Origin of the sequence: Desulfatibacillum aliphaticivorans DSM 15576 (assembly GCF_000429905.1) — a bacterium.
Classification (GTDB): Bacteria; Desulfobacterota; Desulfobacteria; order Desulfobacterales; family Desulfatibacillaceae; genus Desulfatibacillum; species Desulfatibacillum aliphaticivorans.
Map to the genome: position 1 here is coordinate 14,525 of NZ_AUCT01000029.1, position 22,505 is coordinate 37,029.

General features: G+C 55.5%; 19 protein-coding genes. 13 read left to right on the forward strand and 6 right to left on the reverse strand.

The window, feature by feature from the left end; all coding sequences use genetic code 11:
- Positions 1-48: 48 nt before the first annotated feature.
- Entirely contained in the window at positions 49-234 is a 186-nt protein-coding gene (locus G491_RS0121750; protein ID WP_028316065.1) for a hypothetical protein, read from the reverse strand.
- A 474-nt stretch (positions 235-708) separates the two neighbouring features.
- Between G491_RS0121750 and G491_RS34405 the strand changes: the two genes are divergently transcribed.
- A complete protein-coding gene (locus G491_RS34405; protein ID WP_051327445.1) occupies positions 709-2,679 on the forward strand; it encodes a methyl-accepting chemotaxis protein in 1,971 nt (656 codons plus the stop codon).
- An 85-nt stretch (positions 2,680-2,764) separates the two neighbouring features.
- On the opposite strand, the gene G491_RS0121760 is transcribed toward G491_RS34405, so the two are convergent.
- Positions 2,765-4,003 (reverse strand): peptidase U32 family protein, encoded by a 1,239-nt coding sequence (locus G491_RS0121760; RefSeq protein ID WP_028316066.1) that lies wholly within the window; start codon positions 4,001-4,003, stop codon positions 2,765-2,767.
- A gap of 506 nt (positions 4,004-4,509) precedes the next feature.
- On the opposite strand from G491_RS0121760, the gene G491_RS0121765 reads away from it, so the two are divergent.
- The 4 genes from G491_RS0121765 (at position 4,510) to G491_RS34410 (ending at position 7,481) form a co-directional block, all read left to right on the forward strand.
- Positions 4,510-5,124 carry an LURP-one-related family protein gene (locus tag G491_RS0121765; protein ID WP_028316067.1) on the forward strand — a complete coding sequence of 205 codons (615 nt, stop codon included), beginning with the start codon at positions 4,510-4,512 and terminating at the stop codon, positions 5,122-5,124.
- Positions 5,125-5,171: 47 nt separating this feature from the next.
- Complete coding sequence (locus G491_RS0121770; protein ID WP_028316068.1) at positions 5,172-5,888, forward strand: SOS response-associated peptidase; 717 nt, start codon at positions 5,172-5,174, stop codon at positions 5,886-5,888.
- 151 nt (positions 5,889-6,039) lie between these two features.
- Positions 6,040-6,573, forward strand: coding sequence for a PadR family transcriptional regulator (locus tag G491_RS0121775; protein WP_028316069.1), 534 nt, complete (start codon positions 6,040-6,042; stop codon positions 6,571-6,573).
- 59 nt (positions 6,574-6,632) lie between these two features.
- Positions 6,633-7,481 (forward strand): flavodoxin family protein, encoded by an 849-nt coding sequence (locus tag G491_RS34410; protein WP_012610263.1) that lies wholly within the window; start codon positions 6,633-6,635, stop codon positions 7,479-7,481.
- A 6-nt stretch (positions 7,482-7,487) separates the two neighbouring features.
- Here G491_RS34410 and G491_RS0121785 read toward each other — a convergent pair whose 3' ends face one another.
- Positions 7,488-8,174: a 4Fe-4S double cluster binding domain-containing protein gene (locus G491_RS0121785; protein WP_248635474.1), complete on the reverse strand. Its 687-nt coding sequence runs from the start codon at positions 8,172-8,174 to the stop codon at positions 7,488-7,490.
- A 546-nt stretch (positions 8,175-8,720) separates the two neighbouring features.
- Here G491_RS0121785 and G491_RS0121790 point away from each other — a divergent pair.
- From G491_RS0121790 to G491_RS31940, 5 genes are all read left to right on the forward strand, one after another.
- Entirely contained in the window at positions 8,721-10,808 is a 2,088-nt protein-coding gene (locus tag G491_RS0121790) for a molybdopterin-containing oxidoreductase family protein (protein ID WP_028316071.1), read from the forward strand.
- A gap of 211 nt (positions 10,809-11,019) precedes the next feature.
- On the forward strand, positions 11,020-11,487 hold the full coding sequence (locus tag G491_RS0121795; RefSeq protein ID WP_028316072.1) for a Spy/CpxP family protein refolding chaperone: 468 nt from the start codon (positions 11,020-11,022) through the stop codon (positions 11,485-11,487).
- A gap of 40 nt (positions 11,488-11,527) precedes the next feature.
- Positions 11,528-11,920, forward strand: coding sequence for a hypothetical protein (locus G491_RS0121800; RefSeq protein ID WP_012610267.1), 393 nt, complete (start codon positions 11,528-11,530; stop codon positions 11,918-11,920).
- Positions 11,921-11,997: 77 nt separating this feature from the next.
- Complete coding sequence (locus tag G491_RS0121805; RefSeq protein WP_028316073.1) at positions 11,998-12,702, forward strand: response regulator; 705 nt, start codon at positions 11,998-12,000, stop codon at positions 12,700-12,702.
- Entirely contained in the window at positions 12,699-14,033 is a 1,335-nt protein-coding gene (locus tag G491_RS31940; RefSeq protein WP_051327446.1) for a HAMP domain-containing sensor histidine kinase, read from the forward strand. The genes G491_RS0121805 and G491_RS31940 overlap by 4 nt, the downstream gene beginning before the upstream one ends.
- Positions 14,034-14,040: 7 nt before the next feature.
- Here G491_RS31940 and G491_RS0121815 read toward each other — a convergent pair whose 3' ends face one another.
- Together G491_RS0121815 and G491_RS0121820 are read right to left on the reverse strand one after the other, a co-directional pair.
- Positions 14,041-15,498: a B12-binding domain-containing radical SAM protein gene (locus tag G491_RS0121815; protein ID WP_028316074.1), complete on the reverse strand. Its 1,458-nt coding sequence runs from the start codon at positions 15,496-15,498 to the stop codon at positions 14,041-14,043.
- A gap of 142 nt (positions 15,499-15,640) precedes the next feature.
- Entirely contained in the window at positions 15,641-16,669 is a 1,029-nt protein-coding gene (locus G491_RS0121820) for a DUF933 domain-containing protein (RefSeq protein WP_012610271.1), read from the reverse strand.
- 181 nt (positions 16,670-16,850) lie between these two features.
- On the opposite strand from G491_RS0121820, the gene G491_RS0121825 reads away from it, so the two are divergent.
- From G491_RS0121825 to G491_RS0121840, 3 genes are all read left to right on the forward strand, one after another.
- A complete protein-coding gene (locus G491_RS0121825; RefSeq protein ID WP_012610272.1) occupies positions 16,851-17,216 on the forward strand; it encodes a sulfite exporter TauE/SafE family protein in 366 nt (121 codons plus the stop codon).
- 52 nt (positions 17,217-17,268) lie between these two features.
- Entirely contained in the window at positions 17,269-18,117 is an 849-nt protein-coding gene (locus tag G491_RS0121830) for a nitroreductase family protein (protein WP_028316075.1), read from the forward strand.
- A gap of 389 nt (positions 18,118-18,506) precedes the next feature.
- Entirely contained in the window at positions 18,507-19,982 is a 1,476-nt protein-coding gene (locus tag G491_RS0121840) for an SLC13 family permease (RefSeq protein WP_012610274.1), read from the forward strand.
- Between the two features lie 100 nt (positions 19,983-20,082).
- On the opposite strand, the gene G491_RS34415 is transcribed toward G491_RS0121840, so the two are convergent.
- Entirely contained in the window at positions 20,083-22,386 is a 2,304-nt protein-coding gene (locus tag G491_RS34415; RefSeq protein WP_051327447.1) for a methyl-accepting chemotaxis protein, read from the reverse strand.
- Positions 22,387-22,505 lie beyond the last annotated feature (119 nt).

Here is a 22,505-nt window from a genome sequence, read left to right on the forward strand (position 1 = left end):
GTTCACCCCGCACTCAAGCGCTCATTAAAAAAGAACCACATGGCCGCATCAAGATTCCCCCCCGAAAGGCGCTGCGGCAAAAGGCATGGACGCCCAGCTTAAAGGCCTCCTGGCGCCCGGCCTGTCCAGATGCAGCAAATGGCGGCCCCATAAAGCCCCCTTGGGCAAGGCCCGGCTTTCCGCCCGGGAATACAGATTTTCCAGGGAGTATTGCTCTAACACACTGATATTCATAAGGCTCCCCCTCCTGTGCGGGGATTCCAGCCCTCTTGTTTAGGCCTGAAAATCGACGTCCGTTCAGGGCTGGATCTCCGATTCCCTACAAAAAGCAACGGTTGTTTAATATTAGGGGCGCCGATAATTATGATGGTTTTTCTTGTCATGGAAAGCGCCTCATGGTATGAGTCGCCAGCAAAAGGATTCCGGGAGGCTTAACCATTGGGGGGTTTAAGCAGCCCTTTGTAATCCTTATTTATCGTTTTTCCATGCAGTATTGTTTTCAGGGGCATGTAGTTTGTAATGGCAGTGTATAAACCATTGTTTACCAGTTCCAGGCGGCGCCCGAGGTTCTTTCCAGCCTTTCCGCTTTCTGCGGAATCGATGATCGCTCTTCAGGAACCAGGCTTTAATACTCCCATACAACTCGTTTTTTGGCAGTTTCCCCAACAGGACAGGACTGCGCCCTGACCTGATTAGGAGCGGTATTTCATGCAGATCAAAAAGATCAATTTTTCCAGTATCAGTGCACGCATCATCCTTTTCGCCATGCTCGCCGTGGGCCTGATGGGCGTCACCCTTTGGTTCAACGGGCTGTTTGCAAGGCAAAAAACCCAATACATGGAGTTGGAAAGGGCCAGCCACCAAATCAGCCGGCAAGTAATGGAAGGAATGCGTTACGAAGCACTATACATAAACGACCCCTCGAAAAAGACTTTGGACCATTTGGGGGCAATCGAAGCTAGCGTGCAAAAACAGGTCAAAGCGTTGTCCAAACGATCCAAGGACGCAGAAATCAAGTCTCTGACCGCTGAGATGTCCGAACAGGTTCTTGAGCACAAAAAGCGCTTTGAAGAAATGGCTTTTAACGTCAAGAATATGCATGATGACCAAAACTCCATCATCGATAAAATCACCGTGACGGAAGGCCGGTTTCAGGCCATCATCGATGATGTGAACATGAAAGAGGCCATGCTGCTCATGGAAAGCGGCCAGACTCTGGATCCCACCAGGACCGGCCTGAGAAATGAAACCAAAGACATCCTCCGGTTGGGCGATGAGCTGACCTCCAACATCCAGGCCCTCTTATTAAAGGGCGACGAGGACTCTTACAAAAAGAAAGTGCAAGTCTTCAAGGATAATGTGGCGTTGCGCAGCCGCAACATTGAAACCACACTCAAAACTCTGAAGTCGGAAAAATACGACAAAATGTGGGAAACGGCGCTTGATGAAGTGCCTAACGTCCTGGCCCTGGAAGCCAAGATTCATACATACTGGAAAGAAATCCAGCGTCTTGAACAACCGTTACTGGACACCCAGAATAAATTGCTGAAGGTCACTGAAGATATTTCCAAATACTCCAATGATCGCATCAATGCTTTCTCGCGCAGGCAAAGCACGGTCAGCGTCCTGTCCAGTCTGGTCAGCCTGGCGGCTTTGTTGTTCCTGGCCTTCGCCCTGTCCCGGTCCATCATCATGCCGGTGAACCGGGTTGTGGCGAGCTTGAAGGAAATCTCCCAGGGAGGCGGCGATCTGGCAGCCCGCCTGCCCGAGGACGACAAGGGGGAAATGGGCGAGTTGGCCAGGTGCTTCAATCAGTTCATGTCCACCCTTCACGGCATGATCATGGATATCACCATGGCGGCCAACTCCCTGGCCGCCTTCACCGCCGACGTCACCAGCACAGCCGCCCAGATGGCGGCCAGCGCCGCCGAGGAAACCACCACGGTCACGGAAGTCAGCACCACCACCGAGGAGGTCAAGCAGACCGTTTCCCTTTCCAATGAAAAGGCCGAACAGGTCACTCACGACGCCGACAGCATGGTGCAGGTCTCCCAAAAAGGCATGGAGGTGACCGATGAGGCGGCAGCCGGCATGGATCTGATCCGGGAGGAAATGGAAAGCATCGCCCAAAGCATCATGCAATTGAGCAACCAGACCCTGAACATTGAGGAAATCATCAATTCCGTGAACGAAATCGCCAACCAGTCCGACCTGCTCTCCGTAAACGCCTCCATCGAGGCGGCCAAGGCCGGAGAGTTCGGCAAGGGATTCGCCGTGGTCGCCCAGGAAGTGAAAAACCTGGCCACTCAGTCCAAGCAATCCACGGCACAGGTCAGACAGCTTTTGGGCGAAATCCATAAGGCAACCAACGACGCCATCCTGGCTGCAGAGCGGGGCGCCAAGGCCGTGGAAAAAGGCGTGGCCCTGTCCGGCCTGACCGGCGACACCATCAAAAAGCTCTCCGCCAGCATTGAAGCCTCGGTCCGCTCGGCCCAGCAGATCGCCTCCTCCTGCCGCCAGCAACTGGCGGGCATGGAGCAGCTTGACATGGCCATGAAAAGCATCAAGGACGCCAGCGGCCAAAACCTGGAAAGCTCCCAGCGCCTGGAACAGCTTACCCTGGGCCTCCAGCAGTTGGGAGACACCCTGGAAGACAAAACCAGCCGCTTCAAGCTCTAATCTCCCAATAAACGCAAAAGGCGCTTTTCGTCCAATTCGCGACGAAAAGCGCCTTTTTTTATTCAACCAGACATTTGGTCAGGCGCTACTCCCGGTATTGATAGCTGGACTCCACGCCCATGCGCAGCAGATCGTTGGGGTTGTACGTCCGGGACAGCCGCACCAGAACCGTGGTGTTGTTCTGGGCCAATTCCTTGGGAGAGCGATCCTCCCGCTCCAAAATCTCCTCCACAACGTCCGCAACGGCCGGCCCTTTCTGGGGCAGGATCTCCACGGAATCGCCCTGGAAGATCTTGTTCCGGACCTCCAGGACGCACAAGTCGCCGTCCACGCCTAAAATCTTGCCCGCAAACCGGTGAATGGTGTCCGGCGAGGTGTTTTCGTAGTTGGGCGCCACCTCCCTGGGATCGCCGAAATAAAACCCCGTGCAATACTTCCTGCTGCTGATGCGAGAAAGCTCCTCCAGCCACTCCGGCCTGACCTGAAAGACTGAAGGATCGTCGTAATAAGCGTCGATGGCCTCCCGGTAGGTTTTCACCACAGAAGCCAGGTAGTTCACGCCCTTCATGCGGCCTTCGATCTTGAACGAGCAGATGCCGGCCTCAATCAATTTGGGCAGATGCTCCAGCAGGCATAAATCCCGGGAGTTGAAAATGTACGCCCCGCGGTCGTCCTCCATGATGGGATAATACTGGCCGGGCCGAAGCTCCTCCACCACGTGGTATTTCCACCGGCAGGGGTGGCAGCACTGGCCCCGGTTGGAATCCCGGTTGGCCATGAACGCGGAAAGCAGGCAGCGGCCGGAGTACGAAATGCACATGGCGCCGTGGACAAAGGTTTCCACTTCGATTCCGCTTTGCCTTGCAATCTCCCGGATTTCGTTCAGCGGCAATTCCCGGGCAAGGATCACCCGGGAGGCGCCCATGCCTTTCCAGAATCGGGCCGAGGCGATGCTGGTGACATTGGCCTGGGTGCTCACGTGGACGTCCACGCCCGGCGCGGCTTCCTTGGCGATGGCGAAAACGCCGGGATCGGCGATGATAAAGGCGTCTGGTTTAAACCGAGATAAGGCCGCGAGATAATCCCCAATGGCCTCCAGTTCATGGTTTCTCGCAAAGGCATTGCAGGCCACGTATACTTTAACGCCTTGGCCGTGGGCGTAGTCCAGGGCCTCCCCCAACTCTTCCAGGGTGAAGTTGCCGGAAAAATTCCGCAAAGAAAAATCCTTGCCCGCCAGATACACGGCGTCCGCCCCGTAATGGACGGCGATTTCCAGCTTTTCCCGGTTGCCCACGGGCGCCAGCAGTTCCACTTTTTTGGTCATATTATAAACTCAACTTTCGAGAATGAGCTTTTTTCCACATATTCAAGAGATTATATGGGTGATGAGGAATTAAACGCCAAAGCCGGCGCCCCAAAGCCCCCTCCCCCTTGACGGGGGAGGGCTGGGGTGGGGGTGAAAGAATGCGCCGCTCCAGATAGTCCCCCCCATCCTGTCCTTCCCCCGCCAGGGGGGAAGGGACGAAGAATGTCGGGCTCTGGAGTATAAACGGGACTGAGATCCAGACGTAGTTGCCTGATTTCAATGTATTGCCGCCAATTTCGAAAGTGAATTATAAACCACTATTTCATACTCCCCCATACAGCGCCGGGGAGCAGCGCCCAGGCGGAGCAAAGCCCCCTCGCCTTAGGCATCTCCTATTATAATTCCCTTTTTGCAGCAAGCCTCTATTTCTTCCTCAACGCTTGAAACAGACCGGTGCATCGTGCTAAATGGATATCAAATTTTATTAGCCTGGAATCATTGACAACCATTGCAAGGAGAGCCCCATGAGGCAATTGGAGTCGCTGGATACGCTGTTGGTGCAGCAAAAAAAAGAATGGATCGAAATCGTCACCGATTTTGAAACGAAGAACGCCTATACGGTTTTTGACGTCCAGGGGCGGGAATTATACACCGCCGTAGAGGACGGCGGGTTCTTCCTATGGAGATGGATTCTGAAAGCTCTCCGGCCCTTTACCATCCTTTTGCTGTCGCTCGACCAGCGCCCGGAGCTCAAGGTAAGGCGTTACTTCCGTTTCTGGTTCCATACGGCCGACATCTTCGACGGAAGCGACCGGCTGTTGGGGACCATCAAACGGCGATTTTCCATCTTGCGGAAAAAATACTCGGTCCTGGACCCCAACGGCAACGAAATCTATCGCCTGTTCGGCCCCATCCTCCATCCCTGGACCTTCAACATCCTGGATGAACAGGACCGGGAGCTTGGGAAAATCACCAAAAAATGGAGCGGCCTCCTCACCGAAGGCTTTACCGACGCCGACAACTTCGGCGTGGTCTTTCCCCGGGACTGGCCCGTGGAGCGCAAAGCCCTTTTTCTGGGCGCCGTGTTCCTCATCGACTTCGTCCATTTTGAAAATCAGGAAAGCGGCAACCGCCGTTAAGGCTTGCAACCAGCGTGCGTCAGCACAATCAACCCGGGGGACGCGGCATGTGCGGAAGATTTCTCCAATTCTGGTTTGAGGGCGACGACCTGGAAAGCCTGGGCGTCAAGGAAAAGCCGGAAAACTTTACGCCCAGCTACAACGTAGCCCCCACCCAAAAAGCCTGGGTGATCATCCATGACAAAGCCTCCCGCCTGGAGGCCTTTTCCTGGGGATTGGTTCCGTCCTGGGCCAAAGACGCGGCGGGCGCGGCCCGGCTCATCAATGCGCGGAGCGAAACCGCGGCGGAAAAACCCAGCTTCCGCTCGGCCTATAAAAAGCGCCGGTGCCTGGTTCCCGCCAACGGATTTTACGAATGGACCGGCGGAAAGGGCGCCAAACAGCCTTATTACTGCTCTCCGGCCCCAAAAAAGATGATCGCCTATGCTGGCCTATGGGAAGTCTGGAAGCCCCGGGAAGCCCCCTCAGACAGCCAGGCTCTGCATTCCTTCACCATCCTCACCCGGGAGGCCGACGCGTCTTTCGCCCCAATCCATCACAGAATGCCCGTCATTCTTCAGCCCCAGGCCTGGGCATCCTGGCTGGATCCCCAAAACCAGAACCCCGGAGAATTGAATAATCTTCTGGAAAACAATTTCATGGGAGAGATCCAAACCTGGCCGGTTTCCAAGGCGGTCAACTCCCCCTCGCACAACGATCCGAACTGCATGGCGCCCATAGAACTTGAAAAAACCGCCCCGCCCAAGCAGCAAACCTTATTTTAATATTTCAATATAACAAGCTATTATTATGGAATAAACTATCTTGATAAGCGTCAGTCTCACTCCGGCGTTTCGATTTTTTTTCGCCCCACCCTATTGACTTGATATATATCAAAACGATATATATCATTTCAACATAGCGAAAGGATCCACCATGGACATCCAAACCATGATCCTGGGCTTCCTCATGAACCAGGATATGACCGGATACGACATCCGCCAAAAATTCGATATGTCCTTCGGCTTTTTCTCAGGACTCAGCTACGGCTCCATCTATCCGGCCTTGAAAAAAATGGAGGCCGCCGGACTCATCACAACCCAGTTGATGATCCAGGAAGGGGCCCCCAACAAGAAGCTCTGTGCCGTCACGGACAAGGGGCGGGAGGCTTTTCACGAAGCCATGCGCGCCCCCTTGGGCCTGGACAAGTATAAAAACTCCTTCATGGCGCGGCTGTTTTTCTTCGCCCATCTGGAGCCCTACGAACGCCGGACGCTGGCCGTCAACTACATGAACTCCCTGAATAAAATGTTCGAAAAGCTACGAGAATACGAACCGATCATCCGTGCGCACGCCGATCCCTTTGAGTTGCTTTGCTTTGAATGCGGGCTGAGGTTTGCCGAGGATGTGATGAGCAATATGCAGGATACCGTAAAAGCGTTGGAGGAGTCCGGGCTTGATAAGAACTAGCCGTCCTGGCGTCTTACCGGACTTTAAAATTAATCACCGTGGCTAACAGGAGGTCATCCATGGAAAATCCCATTCCCAAGTCCCTTCAATTTCCCCATTACCAGCAATACGGAACAGCCGAGCCCAATTCCATCAAGAAGGTTCTGGTCATCCAGGGCAGCCCGCGAAAAGACGGCGTAAGCAAGACCGAAGTGGTCACGGCGGCCTTTCTGGAAGGCTGTGAGCAGGCCGGCGCGTCCACCGAAATCGTGAACCTGCGCGACAAAAAAATCGCCCACTGCCAGGGCTGTTTCACCTGCTGGACCAAAACCCCGGGAGTCTGCATCTTCAAGGATGACGTGCCGGAAATCATGCAGAAGACCGAAGAGGCCGACCTGGTGGTTTACGCCGCGCCCTTGTACCATTTCGGCATTATCTCCCTGCTGAAAAAATACATCGAACGCACCCTGCCCTCGGTGGAGCCCTACCTGATTCCCCGGGGCGACGGACACACCACCCATCCCCATCGCAAAGGATACAAGGACGTCCAGAACACGGTGATTATCGGCGTGTGCGGATTTCCCGAGGTCTCCCATTTCGGAGCCTTTTCAGCCAATTTCCATTACCTGGCCGCGGCAGGCGGGGATTGGGGCATGAACATCATCGGTGAAATCTATCGCCCGGCCTCCGAGCAGTTGAACAATCCCATTTTCGACGAGGAAAACAACCGCGTCCTGGACGCGGCCAGAGAGGCGGGACGCGACGCCGTGACCCTGGGATACGTCAAGCCCGAAACCGTGGACGCCATCGCGAAAGTCAGCCAGGATCAAAAGGAAATGCAGGACATGGCCAACCAGGCGTGGGATTATTGCATCAAGAATAACGTGACCATGCCCGAACTCCAGTTGGCTTTGCTGGAAAAAAAATAAGGGCTGTCATTCCGCCCTTTTCTTTCCGTAAGGGCAGGCGGAGGTGCAAATGCCGCAATTATGCCCTTTGTGGAATTCAAAGAAGTGCATTTTTTTGTAAATATCGCAGGCTTGCGCGTCCAGGATGTCCTCCCGGGGCGCGCCGGCCTGCCAGCTTTTGCCGCTTAACGCTCCGGCCGGGCATGCGTCCACGCACTTTCTGCAGGTCCCGCAATGGCCCACATCCTTAGCCGGGCCGCAATCCAAAGGCATGTCCGTAAACACCGTGCCCAAACGCACCCATGGGCCGTAAAGCCGGGTCACCAACTGGCAATGCCTGCCGATCCACCCCAGACCGGCCCGGGTGGCTGCGGTCTTGTGAGGGAAGTCCCCCCGGATGTTCTCGTAATCCGTGCGCATGGAAGCGGCCAGGGTCTTGGCCCTATATCCCCTGGACCAGATGGCGTGGGCCAGTTCCAGGGCGATGCGGTTGATTTCGTTGTTCACCCGGGTGTATTCCGCCGCATAGGCGCGGTTGGGCCCCTTGCGGATGGACTGCATAATCTCCGGGTTCATGGGCAGGCCGAAAGACACAGCCCGAGGAAAGCCGTCTCCGTATTCATCTTGAGGCGTTTCAAATTCCTGCAAATCCGCCCCGCCCCATAACTCCACCCCCTGGGCGTCCATCCATTCCTGCAGCCAAGCTAATTTCATTTGATTTTTCGAAACCATGTGCACCTTTATATGCCCTATTGGTCCATGTTTCTTACTACGCTGATTTTATCAGAATATATCTATCCAAGGCAATTTGCAAACCTGCTATTGCAAACTTGCTATCCTGCAACACCCTGGCTTTTATAAATTTTTGAACGAGAGGCGCACTTCTTTTCCCGTAAAAAATCAAAGAGCAAAAAATAATGATTATCATTATATCAATATTGACATATCGTACGGGCCTTTGGTAAATTATCGGGCGGACAGGACGACGTGAAGGAGCGCCGAAAACGACTGCGAACCATCTCCCCTTCCATGCTGAAAGCCTACGGGCTTGCGGCTTTTATGGATTTCTGCACTTTCACCGTTTTTAGTCCCAGGGCGATCAAGAGGTTTGATTGTCTATCCGATAAACAGAAGATGGGCGGCGCCGCCTTTTTTAGGACTGCCGCCCCAAAATATGGCTGGAATTCCCTTTTTGGATTCCGGCTGTTTGTAATTTTGGAAGAGCGTAGAAGCGCATCTTTAAGAACCAAGGAGAATCCATTGACCGAATCGTTAAAGACGACTTACAGCATTTGCGGCATGTGCACCGTGCGTTGCCCCATCAAAGTGGAAACCGGGCACGGCAGAGTAAGGTTCATCCAGGGAAACCCCAATTTTTCCTCCATGAAGGGCGTGTGCCCGCGTGGAGTCGCCGGCAAAGCCCTGGTGGAAGACGATGAAAGGCCCCAAAGCCCGTTGATCCGCGTGGGCGAAAGAGGCTCCGGCCATTGGAAAGCCGTGTCCTGGGACGAGGCCTTGGATTACATCGCCAACAAAATGAAAGGCGTCATGGACAAATACGGCGCCAGAGCGGTTTCCCTGTCGGACCGCGGCGGCCCCTTCCGCGACATGCACCGGGCGTTTCTCAGAGGCCTGGGCACTCCCAACTATTGCAACCACGACGCCTCCTGCGCCCGCAACGTTCAGCACGCGGCATTGTCGCTCACAGGCCAGGGCCGCAAAGCCGTGGAATACGACCTCAAGAACGCCAAGCACGTGGTGCTGCAATCCCGAAACATGTTTGAGGCGGTGAATGTGCAGGAAGTGGGCGATCTGGTGGACGCCATGGACAAAGGGTGCCGTCTGACTGTAATCGACATCCGGGCCAATGTCTCCTCCACCAAGGCCAACCGCTTTTTCATGGTGCGCCCGGGCACGGACTACGCCCTGAATCTGTCGGTCATCCACGAGCTTTTAAAGGAAGGTATTTACGACAAAGACTTTGCTTCCAAGCATATCCAGGACCTGGACGCCCTGGAACAATTCGTCAAGCCCTACACCCCGGACTGGGCCGCCAAGGAATGCGGCGTGTCCGCGGAAAGCATCCGCGCCTTCGCCAGGGAACTGGCCGACGCCGCTCCCTCGGTGATCTGGCATCCCGGCTGGATGACCGCCCGGTACAAGGATTCCTTCCAAGTATCCCGCACGGCGTACATCATCAACGCCTTGCTGGGGTCCTACGGCGCCAAGGGCGGCCTGCCTTTTGTGAACAAACCCGGAGACATGGGCGTCCGCTCCCTGAAAAAATTCATGGATCTCTACCCTTCTCCGAAGGACGAACGCGTTGACGGCGCAGGCTGGAGACTGCCCCATATTGAAAAAGGCCCCGGCCTGACGCATTTACTGTTCAAAGCCATGGAAACCGAGGATCCCTATCCGGTCAAGGCATACATCGCGTGGAGGCACGACCCCCTTATGGGCTTGCCCGACCCCGACCGCTTGCAAAAAAGATTCAACAACCTGGATCTCATGGTCAGCGTCACCTTTTCCTGGTCCGACACGGCCTGGCACTCCGATGTGGTCCTGCCCCTGTCCACCTATCTGGAAAGGGAAAGCATCATCGCCGCCAAAAACGCGCTGCAGCCCTATTTCTTCCTGCGCCAAAGGGCTATGGAACCGCGCTTCGACTCCAAGGCGGACTGGGAAATCGTCTCCGGCCTGGCGAAACGCCTGGACCTGCCAGAACTGGTCTTTGACTCCGTGGAAGACGTCTGGGCCTTCCAGTTGAAAGACACCGGATACACCATCGACGATTTCAAGGAAACAGGCCGGATTCTTTTCGCGGATAAGCCCGTATACAAGGCCCAGGAGGACATTGCCTTTAAAACGCCCTCCAAAAAGATAGAAATCATTTCGCAAAAATTGGAAGACGCCGGCATTCAATCCCTGAAGCCTTACGAGTCTCCGCAACAGCCCCCCGAAGGCGCCTTCCGCCTGACCTTCGGCAGGGTCGCAACTCACACCCAGGGACATACCGCCAATAACACGGCCCTCTCCGAACTCATGCCCGAAAACGTCCTGTGGATCCACTCCGGCCCCGCAGAAGCCCTGGGCATCGAGGACGGCGCCACAGTCAACGTGGCCAACAACGGGGCCCAGGAGAGCATCAAGGCCCGCGTCACCGACTGCATCCATCCGGAGGCGGTCTTTATGGTCCACGGCTTCGGACATCGCCTTAAGGTGGAATCCCGCGCTCTGGGCAAAGGCGCGGCGGATAACCGCCTCATGACAGGCGGCCTGGACAACTGGGACCGGGCGGGCGGCGCTGTCGCCATGCAGGAGCATTTCGTCACGGTGACGCCTGCGTAAAACAAGCCTTGGGAGGCGCACTCTGCAAGCCTCCCAATCATATAGCCTTAAAACACAAGGACGGCGGTTCCGGTTGCGCAACGCAGCCGGAATCGCCGCCCTTTTTTTCCCGCTTCATACTTCTTAACAATCTGTACAAACTCACGCAAGAAAGCCGTGGCAGACTCCTGTGCAACGTTGTCGTTAAACCCACTGCATAAAGGAGATTATCATGAAGATGAAAACAAAGAAGATGCCGAAAATTTTGGGAATTCTCGTTCTGTCGATGGTTCTGGGGGGCTTTCTTTTCGCCGGATGCCGCAATAACTGCCGCTTCAATCATGACCCGGAGGTTGTCGCGCTTCGCGTGGAAAAAGGCCTGGATCGGGCTTTGTCCAAATTAAAAGCCGACGAGGCTCAGCAAGAGGAAATCCATGGCATTGCGCAATTGCTCCTGGAAGACGCGCTCACGGTCAAGCAAAGGGCTAAAAATTCCCGGTCGGCGATGGTGGAAACCCTTTTGGCCGAAGAAATTGACCGGGAGGCTCTGCACCAACAACTGGATGAGCAAATCCGCCTGATGACGGAATTCGCCCATAGGACGGCCGACAAATTGGCCGATATGTCCGCCGTGCTCACGGTTGAACAAAGAGACGCCCTGCTGGAGCACATCAAGGCCAAGCAAGAGGAATGCTTCTAAAAGCCTTTTTAACGACCCGGACGCAAGAGGAAAGGAACGCATGATGCAAAATATGGAAGTGGAACAAGAAATTTTGGACGGATTTCACCTGTTTTGGGACAACTTTCCCTTCCCGGTCATGCTGAACAACAAGGACCGGATGATCGTTGACTGCAATAAGGCGGGCAGAGCCCTTGGATACGCCCCGGGAACCTATTGCTACGAACAGGGAGGCAAGGAAATGCACAAGGGATGCCTTGCCGGAAAAGCCATGAAGCGGCAAAGCGCCGTGCGCAAAATTGGGACGATAGACGCTCTCGGCATGGTTGTGGACTCCTACTGGATTCCCCTGCCCGGCCGCGAGGACCTTTACGTGCATTTTGGCATCGACATCACCGAGTATGTGCAGAACAATCAGCCGGAGCCCGTCTGCCTGAAAAGCCAGGCCTGCTAAACGTTGATCGGATGAGCCGGGGCTGATGATTCTCATATTCTGTTTTCATCAGCCCCGGTTTACGGTATGATTTCACCATGGAACAAACATTGATCAACATCCTGATGATCGAAGACGACCAGCGGCTGGCCAAGCTCACCCAGGAGTACCTGGAGCGCAACGGCTTGGCCGTCTCCCTTTCCGGAGACGGAGAAGCCGGGCTTCAGCAGGCCTTGCAGCACCGATTCGACGCCATCGTGCTGGACCTCATGCTGCCGGCGCGCGACGGAATTTCCGTGTGCCAGCGCATCCGGGAGCATTCCGACGTCCCCATCATCATGGTCACGGCCAGGGGCGAGGAAGCCGACCGGGTCATGGGCCTGGAGATCGGCGCGGACGACTATCTGCCCAAGCCCTTTTCCCCCAGGGAATTGCTCGCCCGCATAAGGGCCATGGTCCGCCGGGCCAGGGGCCAGGCAGGCCCCCGCAGCTCCGTGGTGGTCGTGGGCGATCTCATGCTGGACCCCGCCGCCCTCACCGCCGTGTTGGACGGCGCCCCTCTGGACTTGACCACCTACGAGTTCGCCCTGCTAAAGGCCCTGGCGGAACGGGCCGGCCAGGTTCTCTCCCGGGAGCGTCTGATGGAGCTTGCCAAGGGCAACGCCGAGGAGGCTTTCGACCGGTCCATTGACGTACATATTTCCCGGCTGCGGCAAAAAATCGGGGACGATCCCCGTCACCCCACACGAATCCGCACGGTGCGCGGAGCAGGATACCAATACCTCAGCCGAGGAAACTCATGAATCTTCCCGGAAAATTATTCTGGCGCATCTACCTATTCGGGCTGCTCCTCATTATTGCCGCCACGGTTGCGGCGGTTTTGCCCTCCATCATCATGGAGCCCAACGCCCATTTTCACGGAAGCCCCCACCGCATCAGGGAGTGGGTGACGGTTGAATTGCATGCCAGGTTGGACAAGCCGGCCGAATTGCAAAATTATCTGGACCATATTTCCACCCTCGTCAACAGCGGCGCGGCCGTTTACACGAGAGACGGAGTCAGGCTGGCCGCTTCGGGCGCGGCCCCCCCCCAGGCCCTGGAGGCCAAAGACCATCGCCGCATTGGCAAATGGCGCTCCATCCGGTCCCATGGCATATGGGTGTATTCCATGCCCCTGGGAGATGATGACGCTCCTTATCTTGTGATAGACGGCAAAGGCGGAGGCCCCCGGAGACTGTTCCTTGCTTTAGGCGCCGTCTTGCTGACCGTGGGAATTCTTTCCTGGCCCCTGGCCAGGGCTATCACCCGCCCTTTGGAGCGTTTAAGCGATAATGCCAAAGCCCTGGCGGCGGGCGATCTCTCCGCCAGGAGCGGCGTGGTTCGAAAGGACGAGGTGGGGGACCTCGCCAAAACCCTGGACAACATGGCGGACCGCCTGGAAGAGCGCATTCACAGCGAAAAAGAACTGCTGGCCAATATTTCCCACGAAATCAGAACCCCCCTGGCAAGGCTTAGGGTTGCCATTGAGTTATGTGAAGACGCCCCTGGAGACGCCGCGGAAACCATGGAGCGCTTGATAGGCATGGGCTCCGACCTGGCTGAGTTGGAAAGCCTGCTGGAAAACGTTCTGGCCAGCGCCCGCCTGGATCTGGCCTCCAGCAGCCCGGCCTCCATCCCCGTGCGTTTGCGGCGGGTTGCCATGCCTGATTTTCTCGATAAGACCAGAGAACGGTTTGAACGCCGCTATACGGACAGGGTTCTGGAGATCAACTCCTCCGTCGAGGACATGGAAATCATGCTCGACCCGGACTTGTTCAACCGGGTTTGCGACAACCTGTTGGATAACGCCGTCAAGTACAGCCCGTCGAACGCCAAACCGATCCTGTTTGCGAAAAAAAAGGAAAACCGCCTGCATATCCAGGTCATGAATTACGGCCAGGGAGTCCCCGAAGAAGACCTGCCCCGGCTCTTCGAACCCTTTTTCCGAAGCGACAGAAGCCGGTCCCGAAAAACCGGCGGAACCGGCCTGGGGCTCACCTTGTGCAAACGCATCGTGGAGGCCCACCACGGGACCATTTCCGCCAGCGCCAATCCCCAAGGCGGCCTTGTAGTCGATATTGACATTCCCGGGTAAGGGGTGGTCAGTCCCGGGCGGAGCGGGCCGGGCTATGGAAGGAATCCTTTATTAATCCAAGAGGCTTCTCAATAAACAAAAAATAGCTGAGGGCCAAAAACTTACGCACCGCCTGCATGCGGTCCAGGGGATAGTCGCGCAAAATCCGGTACGCCCTTCGCGGGTCGAAAAAAAACAGGGAAAAGGCCAGGGCCTGAAACAGGGAAAGCTCCCGGGCGCTCACTCCGGCGATGGATTTGTGAATGTGATGGTAATCCCCCCAAAGGTCTTTGGGCTGCAAACCGTGTTGGGCGGCGGCCATGGCGGCCAGGTCGGTTCCTTCGAAGGGGACCACCGTGAAAAAATAGGCGCCATGAAGCCGGGAAGTGCACGCGAACTTTATGGTTTGCATTAACTCTTTACGCGTTTCCGAGGGAAAGCCCAGCATAAAAAACCCCCAGGTGAAAATCCCCGCTTCCGCTGCAATGGCTATGTTCTCCCGAATCTTGTCCAGCTTAATGTTTTTGCGAATGAGCTTTTGAACCCGGGGGCTGGCCGTTTCCACGGCGAATGCCATTTCATACACGCCCACGGAAGCCAATTCCCGGATTAAATCCCGGTCCAACAGATCGCCTCGCACCCCATTAGGGAAGGAGATCCTCACCTTAAGCCCGCGCTTTTTAATCTCGCGGCAAAACTCCATGGCCCGGCCGTAATCCAGGTTAAAGATGTCATCCACAATCTCAAAGGTCTCCACCTGGTATTTTTTAACCAGGCACTCCATTTCATCCACGACGCGATAGGCGTTCATCGGCCTGAATTTTTTGGAAAAAATTCTGTGGCAATAGATGCAGCCGTAGGGGCATCCCCGGGAGGTGAACAACACGGCGTAACGGGATGAGGAATCGATGGGCGTGAAGTGGCTCAGGCTTTGATAGTCGGTAAGGTCGATCAGATCCCAGGCTGGGATGGGAATTTCCTCCATGTCCGGAACGGATAGATTCATGGGATTTTCCACCAGGGCTTGATCTTCATTTTTAAACGCCAAACCGCTGATGGGCCGCTCGGGAAACCTGTCCCCTTGTTCCTTGGCGTCCAGAAAATCAATAAACCCCACTTCCCCCTCTCCCCGGAGAATGTAATCGATATTTCCCGACTCCAAAATCCTGGCGCCGGAAGCGCTGGCCAGGGGTCCGCCCACGATGATGGGAATCTCCGGAAAGTCCGCCTTAAACCGGGCCGCGATTTTTTCCAGACGGCGCCCTTCCACGGTCATGGCGCTGACGGCGATGAGGTCCGGGTTGAATTCGCGCACCAGATCGGTCCAGCCGTCCATGGTGCGGGGGGCGACCCTTTCGTCGGCGATACAAAAGACGTCTTTGCCCGGCCTGCGTTCCCTGGCGTAGGCTGCCAGGGACATGAGGCCAAGGGGCGGCGTGGCGGTCTTATTCAATCCCTTGAAGTGGGGATGCTTGGGTTTGATCATCAATACGCGCGCCAACGAATTCCCCCCCTGCCGGATCGGCGAGCATCCAGGCTGATTCCCGGCGCCGATTCCACGGCTGTTTCAACCCTTTTGAAACGAAAAATCGCCCCGGAAAAAATTTTATACCTATTTATATAGGCGCCTATACGTTGAAACGGAAATTAATGATGTCCCCGTCCGCCACGATATACGTCTTGCCTTCCAGACGGACCTTGGCGGCTTTTTTGGCTTCCACGTAGGAGCCTGTATCTATAAGGTCCTGATATGCCAGTGTTTCCGCACGGATGAACCCCCGCTTGATGTCCGAGTGAATAACGTCCGCTGCATCCACGGCCTGGGTTTCGCGGGAAATGGTCCAGGCCCTGACCTCGTCCTCGCCCACCGTGAAAAAGGACATCTTGCCCAAAAGCTCGTAGGATCTGCGGATCATCCGGTCCCGGGCCGTGGAGGTTACGCCGTATTCCTCCAAAAAGACCTCGGCCTCCTCGGGATCCATCATGGCCAGCTCCGCCTCCAATTTACCCCGAACCACCATGCAGGATTCATGTTCGCCCAAGCCGGGAACCTCGGGCATGGCCTCGTCGCCTTCGTCATTGTTGAAAACGATGAGGGTTGGCTTGGCCGAGACAAAGGTGAATCCGCGCAGCTTGGGCGCGGCCGCCAACTCCGGGTTGGTGCGGATGGGCTTGTCGTTTTCCAAAAGCTCGTGGCAGGCCTTAAGCAGGTCCAACTCCTCGGGGTCCACTTTCTTGCCCCGCTTGGCGTCCAGTTCCAGGCGTTCCAGGCGTTTTTCCACCACAATGAGGTCGGCGAAAACCAACTCCTGGTCCAGCTTGCTGAAATCCTTGGCCGGGTCAGGCGCTTCTCCGCCCATATCCTCGAAATTACGAACCACGTGGATGAGGGCGTCGCAGGTGCGCACCGGATTCCAGATGGCGTCGGCGCTTTTAGCCTGGGCGTCCCGGGCGCCGGGCAGCACGTATTGTATTTGGGCGTATATGGTCTTGCGCGGGTTGTACATCTTGCTGAGGATGTCAACCCGGTCGTCCGGCACGTTGATGGTTCCGATGCGGACCTCTCCCTTGCGGGTCGGGTCGGCTTCGCTTTGGGTCAGGGCCTCGAACAAGGTGGTCTTTCCGCACCGCTCCAGGCCTATGATTCCTAACTGCATGTCATATATCTCCCTGAGAATGAAATAGGATATTGATCAGTTTTGCATGATTCTTCCGACAGACTACCCCGTGCGATTTTGGTTGTCAATTGCATGAATGAAACTGGTCAGGCGCTGAAGGGTGTGGTATGGCATTTTCGGAGGCGGTTGGAGAGGGTGTTTCTCTTACGGAGGTGGTTTTATGGCGGGTTATGGTTTGTATGCAATGTTGGTCGCATTTGGCGTGGTGGTAGGCGTTGGCGCCAGTTTTTCCGGACTCGGCGGCGGATTTTTGATCGTCCCTCTTCTACTGTTCATGAAGTACGAAGCACAGCAGGCCGTGGGGACGTCCTTCATGGCCATCCTGGTTATTTCGTTTTCGGCGATCATCGCCCATAACAAATTGTCCAACGTGGATTATGTGGCCGGCATTATGCTCGGCATCGGCGGCATCATCGGAGCCCAAATAGGACCGCGCCTTCTGGAAGGCGTATCCACTGCCAGCTTTAAGAAAATTTTCGCAGGAATTCTGGTGGGACTGGCCGCGTACCTTTTTTTCCAAAAGTAGCTTGGCGAAAACCGTCTTTTCACGGCGTCAACTCAAACAAAGGCCTTGAATTATGAACATGGATGTTTCGGTTATCGACCTGATTGAAAAACGGTGTTCCTGGAGGAGCTTTTCCGGCGCCTCCCTGCCCGTGGATGCCAAGCAAAAAATGGAGGAGTTCCTGGCAGACCCGGGGACGCCTCCTTTTAACTCCCAAACCCGATTCGAATTGGTGGACGCCGGCGTGGACGGCGCCAAACGGGTTCCGGGAACCTACGGAGTCATCAAAGGCGCCCGCGACTTCATCGTAGGCGTCGCCGAACCCGGTCCCAAATATCTGGAAGACTACGGCTACCTGTTCGAAAAGGCCATCCTGTTCGCCACCGCCCTGGATCTGGGAACTTGCTGGATGGGCGGCACCTTGAAGCACACCATCTTTGCGGAAAAGATCAGGCTGCAAAAAGACGAAGTCCTGCCTTGCATTTGTCCGGTGGGCCTCCGGGCGCCCAGAAAAACCTTGGTGGACGCCATGTTCGCCGCAGGCGCAGGCTCCAAAAAACGGAAAGCCTGGCCTGAGCTTTTCTTTCACAACGATTTTTCCTCCCCATTGACCCAAAAGGCCGCCGGCGAATACTCTACTCCCTTGGAAATGGCGCGGCTGGCGCCTTCCGCCTCCAATCGGCAGCCCTGGAGAATAATAGACAGCGATTCCGGCTTCCACCTGTTCCTCACCAGAAACAAGGCTTACAAAAATATTTTCAAGGCCGACCTCCAACGAATCGACATGGGCATCGCCATGTGTCACTTCGAGTTGAGCGCCAGGGAAAAAGGATTGGAGGGCCGCTGGACGGAATCCGACCCGAAGATTTCCCGCACGCCGGAACGCACCGAGTACGTCGCAACCTGGGAAATCAATCGATAAAGGCGCCGCTGGCGCCTCATTCCCGAAAAATCTTCCTCCCGGATTGCCGGGGGATTCTTGCGCTGCAAAAAAAAGGGTCCCCTCGCCCGGGAAAAATGCCGTCTACGATTTATTTTTAAACAATCTTGTCGTTTTTTCCTTTTTCTCCGCAAAGTCTAACATCTTGTTTTGGCGATTTTTTTTGCGCTTTAAATTCTTTTTGCGACAAACAAGTGAAAAAAAACACTTGGACGGCAATAAATACTTTGATAAACACACATGGGATTGCAAACTGGGGTTTTACCCCGGATGACCACTTAAAAAGTCCGGCAAGGGGTGGGAGAAATCAGGCGTCAAAGGGGACGACGACCGACTTGGCCGGCCGGTTTGGAGTGAGGAATAAAAACGATATGGATAGCAATATTGAAGCGAAAGAGCCGTTTGATTGGAAGCGATTTTGTTTTTTAATGCTGGGCGTAGCTCTCTTTGTCATCGTGTATTATTGCCCGCCGCTGCCTGATGCCGTGGATCCCAACGGGGTCCACTTTCCATTGAGCAAGGAAGCCAAGGGGGCTCTGGCGGTGTTTTTACTGGCAGGCACATGGTGGGTTTTTGAGGTTGTGCCCATCGGCGTCACCAGCCTGACAATCGGCGCATTACAGGCGTTGTTCCTGATTCGCCCCGCCAAAGTGGCGTTCAAGGATTTCATGGACCCCTCGGTTCTGTTTATCTTTGGCTCCATCGTCATTGGCATGGTTTTCACCAAAACGGGCCTTACCAAAAGGCTGGCATATAAAATGCTCATTGTGGTGGGCGAAAAAACCAGCATGATCTACCTTGGCTGCTTCATCGTCACAGCAGCCCTGGCGCACATCATGGCCCATACGGCGGTGGCCGCCACCATTTACCCCCTGCTGCTGACCATCTACGCCTTGTATGGAGAAGGCGACAAGCAGACCAAGTTCGGCAAAGGCTTGTTCATGGGCATGGCCTACGTGGCCGGCGCAGGCAGCATCGTGACTCTGTTGGGCGCGGCGCGCGGCGCCGTGGCCATCGGCTTTTACAACGACGTGGTCGGCAAAACCGTGGGCTTTTTTGAACTGACCAAGTTCATGTTCCCCATCGGTTGGTTGATGGTGTTTTTGCTGTGGGGATTTTTCATGGTCTTCCTCAAGCCTGAAAAAACAACGATCCCCGGCCTGCGGCAAAAAGCCAAAGACCTGGACGCCAACAACGGCCCCATCACCAAAAACGAAATCCTGGCTGCAGTGATCGTAGGCTCGGTTATTCTGATCATGTCTTTGGGATCCCTAATTGACGGATTCCCCAAACTGCATAAAACAGCCGTCATCCTGTGCTCCACCATTCTGTTTTTTGTCCTGAACATCCTGGACATTGATGACCTGGAGGAGATTCCCTGGAACATCATCCTGCTCTTCGCCGGCGCCATGAGCATCGGCTTCTGCCTGTGGGATACGGGCGCGGCAGAATGGCTGGCCGTCAACTGGCTGGTCATGTTCGAAAAGGCCAGCCCCTTTGTGTTCATCATGAGCATCGCCTTCTTTGTCATGATCATGACCAACTTCATCATGAACGTGGCGGCCATCGCTATTTCTCTGCCCGTGGCCTTGGTTATTGCTCCCTACCTGGGCGCTGCCCCGGAAGGCATCCTGTTCGCCTCCCTGGTGACTGCCGGCATGCCCTTCCTGCTGCTTGTGGGCGCCGCTCCCAACGCCATCGCCTACGACTCCAAGCAATTCACCACAGGTGAATTCTTTATGTACGGCATCCCCGCCAGCGCCATGCTGATGGTGGTGGTGGCCATTGCCGTGGGCGTTATATGGCCTTTGATGGGCATGCCCATTTACGTGACCCCGGCCGGATAACGGACGACAAAAAAACGTGTATTGTATAAAGGGCAAAGGCCGCCCGTTTTCTTGGGCGGCCTTTTGTTTTTCATGCAATCCGCTTGTTTATCCCGCCTTTTTAAAAGTCTGTAAAATCTTCGTCATCCATAGGTATGACCTGTTCCGGATCCACAATCCTCCCCCGGCTGCTTGCTTTATCCGTCAGCGACTTGGCCTTGCGGGCGGCGAGCTTGGGCTGGGGCTTTGGGGTTTCGGTCTTTTTCCCTTTGGCCTTGCCGCCGACGATTTTGCTTAACTGCTCCACCATGCTTTTCAACTGCTCAGCCTGGGCGTTAAGCTCCTCCGAGGCGGACGCCGACTCTTCGGCGTTGGCGGCGTTCTGCTGGGTGACCTTGTCCATGTCCGTCACCCCGTTGTTCACCTGTTCGATCCCCTGGGACTGCTCCCGGGAGGCTTCGGCGATCTCCGCGACAAGCCCCTCCACCCGGGAAGCGCTGGCTCCCACTTCCCCAAATGCTTCATTGGTTTTTTCCACCAGGTCGGTTCCCTGAGTCACCTTTTCCATGGTGGCGTCGATTAAGAACGAGGTGTTGTGAGCCGCTTCTGCAGCCCTGGTCGCCAGATTGCGGACTTCATCGGCCACCACGGCGAACCCGGCGCCGGCCTCCCCGGCCCTGGCGGCCTCCACGGCTGCGTTTAGTGCCAAAAGATTTGTCTGAAAGGCTATTTCATCGATTGTCTTGATAATTTTGGAGGTCTCGGCGCTGGCCTGGGCTATATCCGCAATGGATTGGGTCAACTGGCTCATGGACCCTCCGGCCTTTTCCACCACCAGAAAGGTCTCCTTCATGAGATTGTCGGCCTGGCCCGCGTTCTCCGCATTTTGTTTGGTCATGGACGCCATTTCCTCCAGGGAGGAGGAGGTTTCCTCCAGCGTGGCCGCCTGTTGGGAAGCCCCTTCGGCCAGAGACTGGCTGGAAGAAGAAACCTGCTGGGACGCCGAGGCCACTTGTTCGGAGCCTTCGTTTAAGCCGGAGATGACGGCGTGGATGGGCTTGGTAATGCTGCGGGTGATTGTCAAAGCCAAAAATAATCCCAGAATGACAGCCCCCAGAGCCGCCAGGATCATATTGCGCGTGGTGGAGGACATCACGTCCAGCATCTTCGTCTTCTGCTCCTCACGGGCGGCTGCGCAGACTTTTATGGCTTCCCGCGCCGACTCCACCATGACGCTTTCGGCCATGAGCTGCTCTTCCATCATGGAGGCAATGGCCCCGAACTCGCCCACATAGGCGCGAACCGCGTCCATGACTGCACCGATCCTCTCTTGGTTGCGCTGCTGGGTGAACCTGTTTTCCAGGTCCTCGCCAAGAGACAGAATGGAGCCGATCCTGGCGTTGACCGCATCCAGATGGACGAGCCCGCCTTGTGAATTGACAAAAGCCTTTTCCGCCAGACGGGCCTCCAAAAACCATTGAACCAGCTTGCGGGAAGAGTCGGCCTTTTCAATTTTATCCTTGGTTTGGGCTTCTGCTTCATCTCGGATTTCGTTCAATACCACCTTTTGGTTTTCCGTCAACGCCTCCACCTTTTGAACCAGCAAATCCGCCTGGGCGGAGGCCTCCTCACGGACTTCGGCGGCCTGGGAGTATTCATAGTTTTTGGTCATCTCCACGATTTTTGCGAAGCCTTCGAAATAGGCCTGGGACGCGGCAAGAGCCTCCTGTATGAGAGTTTTTCCAGGCTCCTTGTCTATTTTCTTTTCAATGCTGCTAAGCAACCGGTTGATTTGAACGCCCGACTCCTGGACCTTATCGGCGTATTTGTCAAAGCTGGTGAGCTGATAGCTTTTCTCGGCGCCCCGGGCGTCAAAAATCATGTAAATGACCTCTCCGGCGGCCTCGGCGCTCCATTGGGTTTCGGCGACCAATTGCTTGCTGCGAGACCGGATCCTTTCCAACTGGCCTTTTTGCTCTTCGCCGATATCCTTGGCCTCTTGAATAGCGGATTCGGCCAACGCATCGATTCTTTCCAAAGCCTGGTTTCTCTGCACGACGGAAGCTGCATAAGCCTCAAAGGCCTGGGCGTACTCCGCGGCGCTGGCGATCACCTCGTCTATTTGCTTTTTGCTGGCGTCGGACTGAAACTTTTTCTTGGAAGCCTCGGCCAGGGCCGTTATATCAGAAACGTTCTTGCGGACGGAGTTTAAGTACTCCTCCTCGCCGCGCAGCATATAATTCTTTTCCTGCCGCCGCGTCTCCAAAAAAATTTTCACCAGCCGGTTGACGTCGTCTCCCTTTTCCACCCGATCCGCGACCTTTTGGAATCCATTGTACGCAAAGCCCGCCACAAGGCATAGAAGCACCATAATCGGGATCACGGCGCCAAAAATTTTGGTCCCCAGTTTTACTTTTTTGAACATAAGCACCCCCTGTTGCTATCAAGGATGGTTTATAAACAGAAAAAGGCGCGAACAAGACCTTCGAGGAGGTAACGCCACACAAGTTAATCGGCAGGCAGGTCACCAAACTTTAGCGCCAT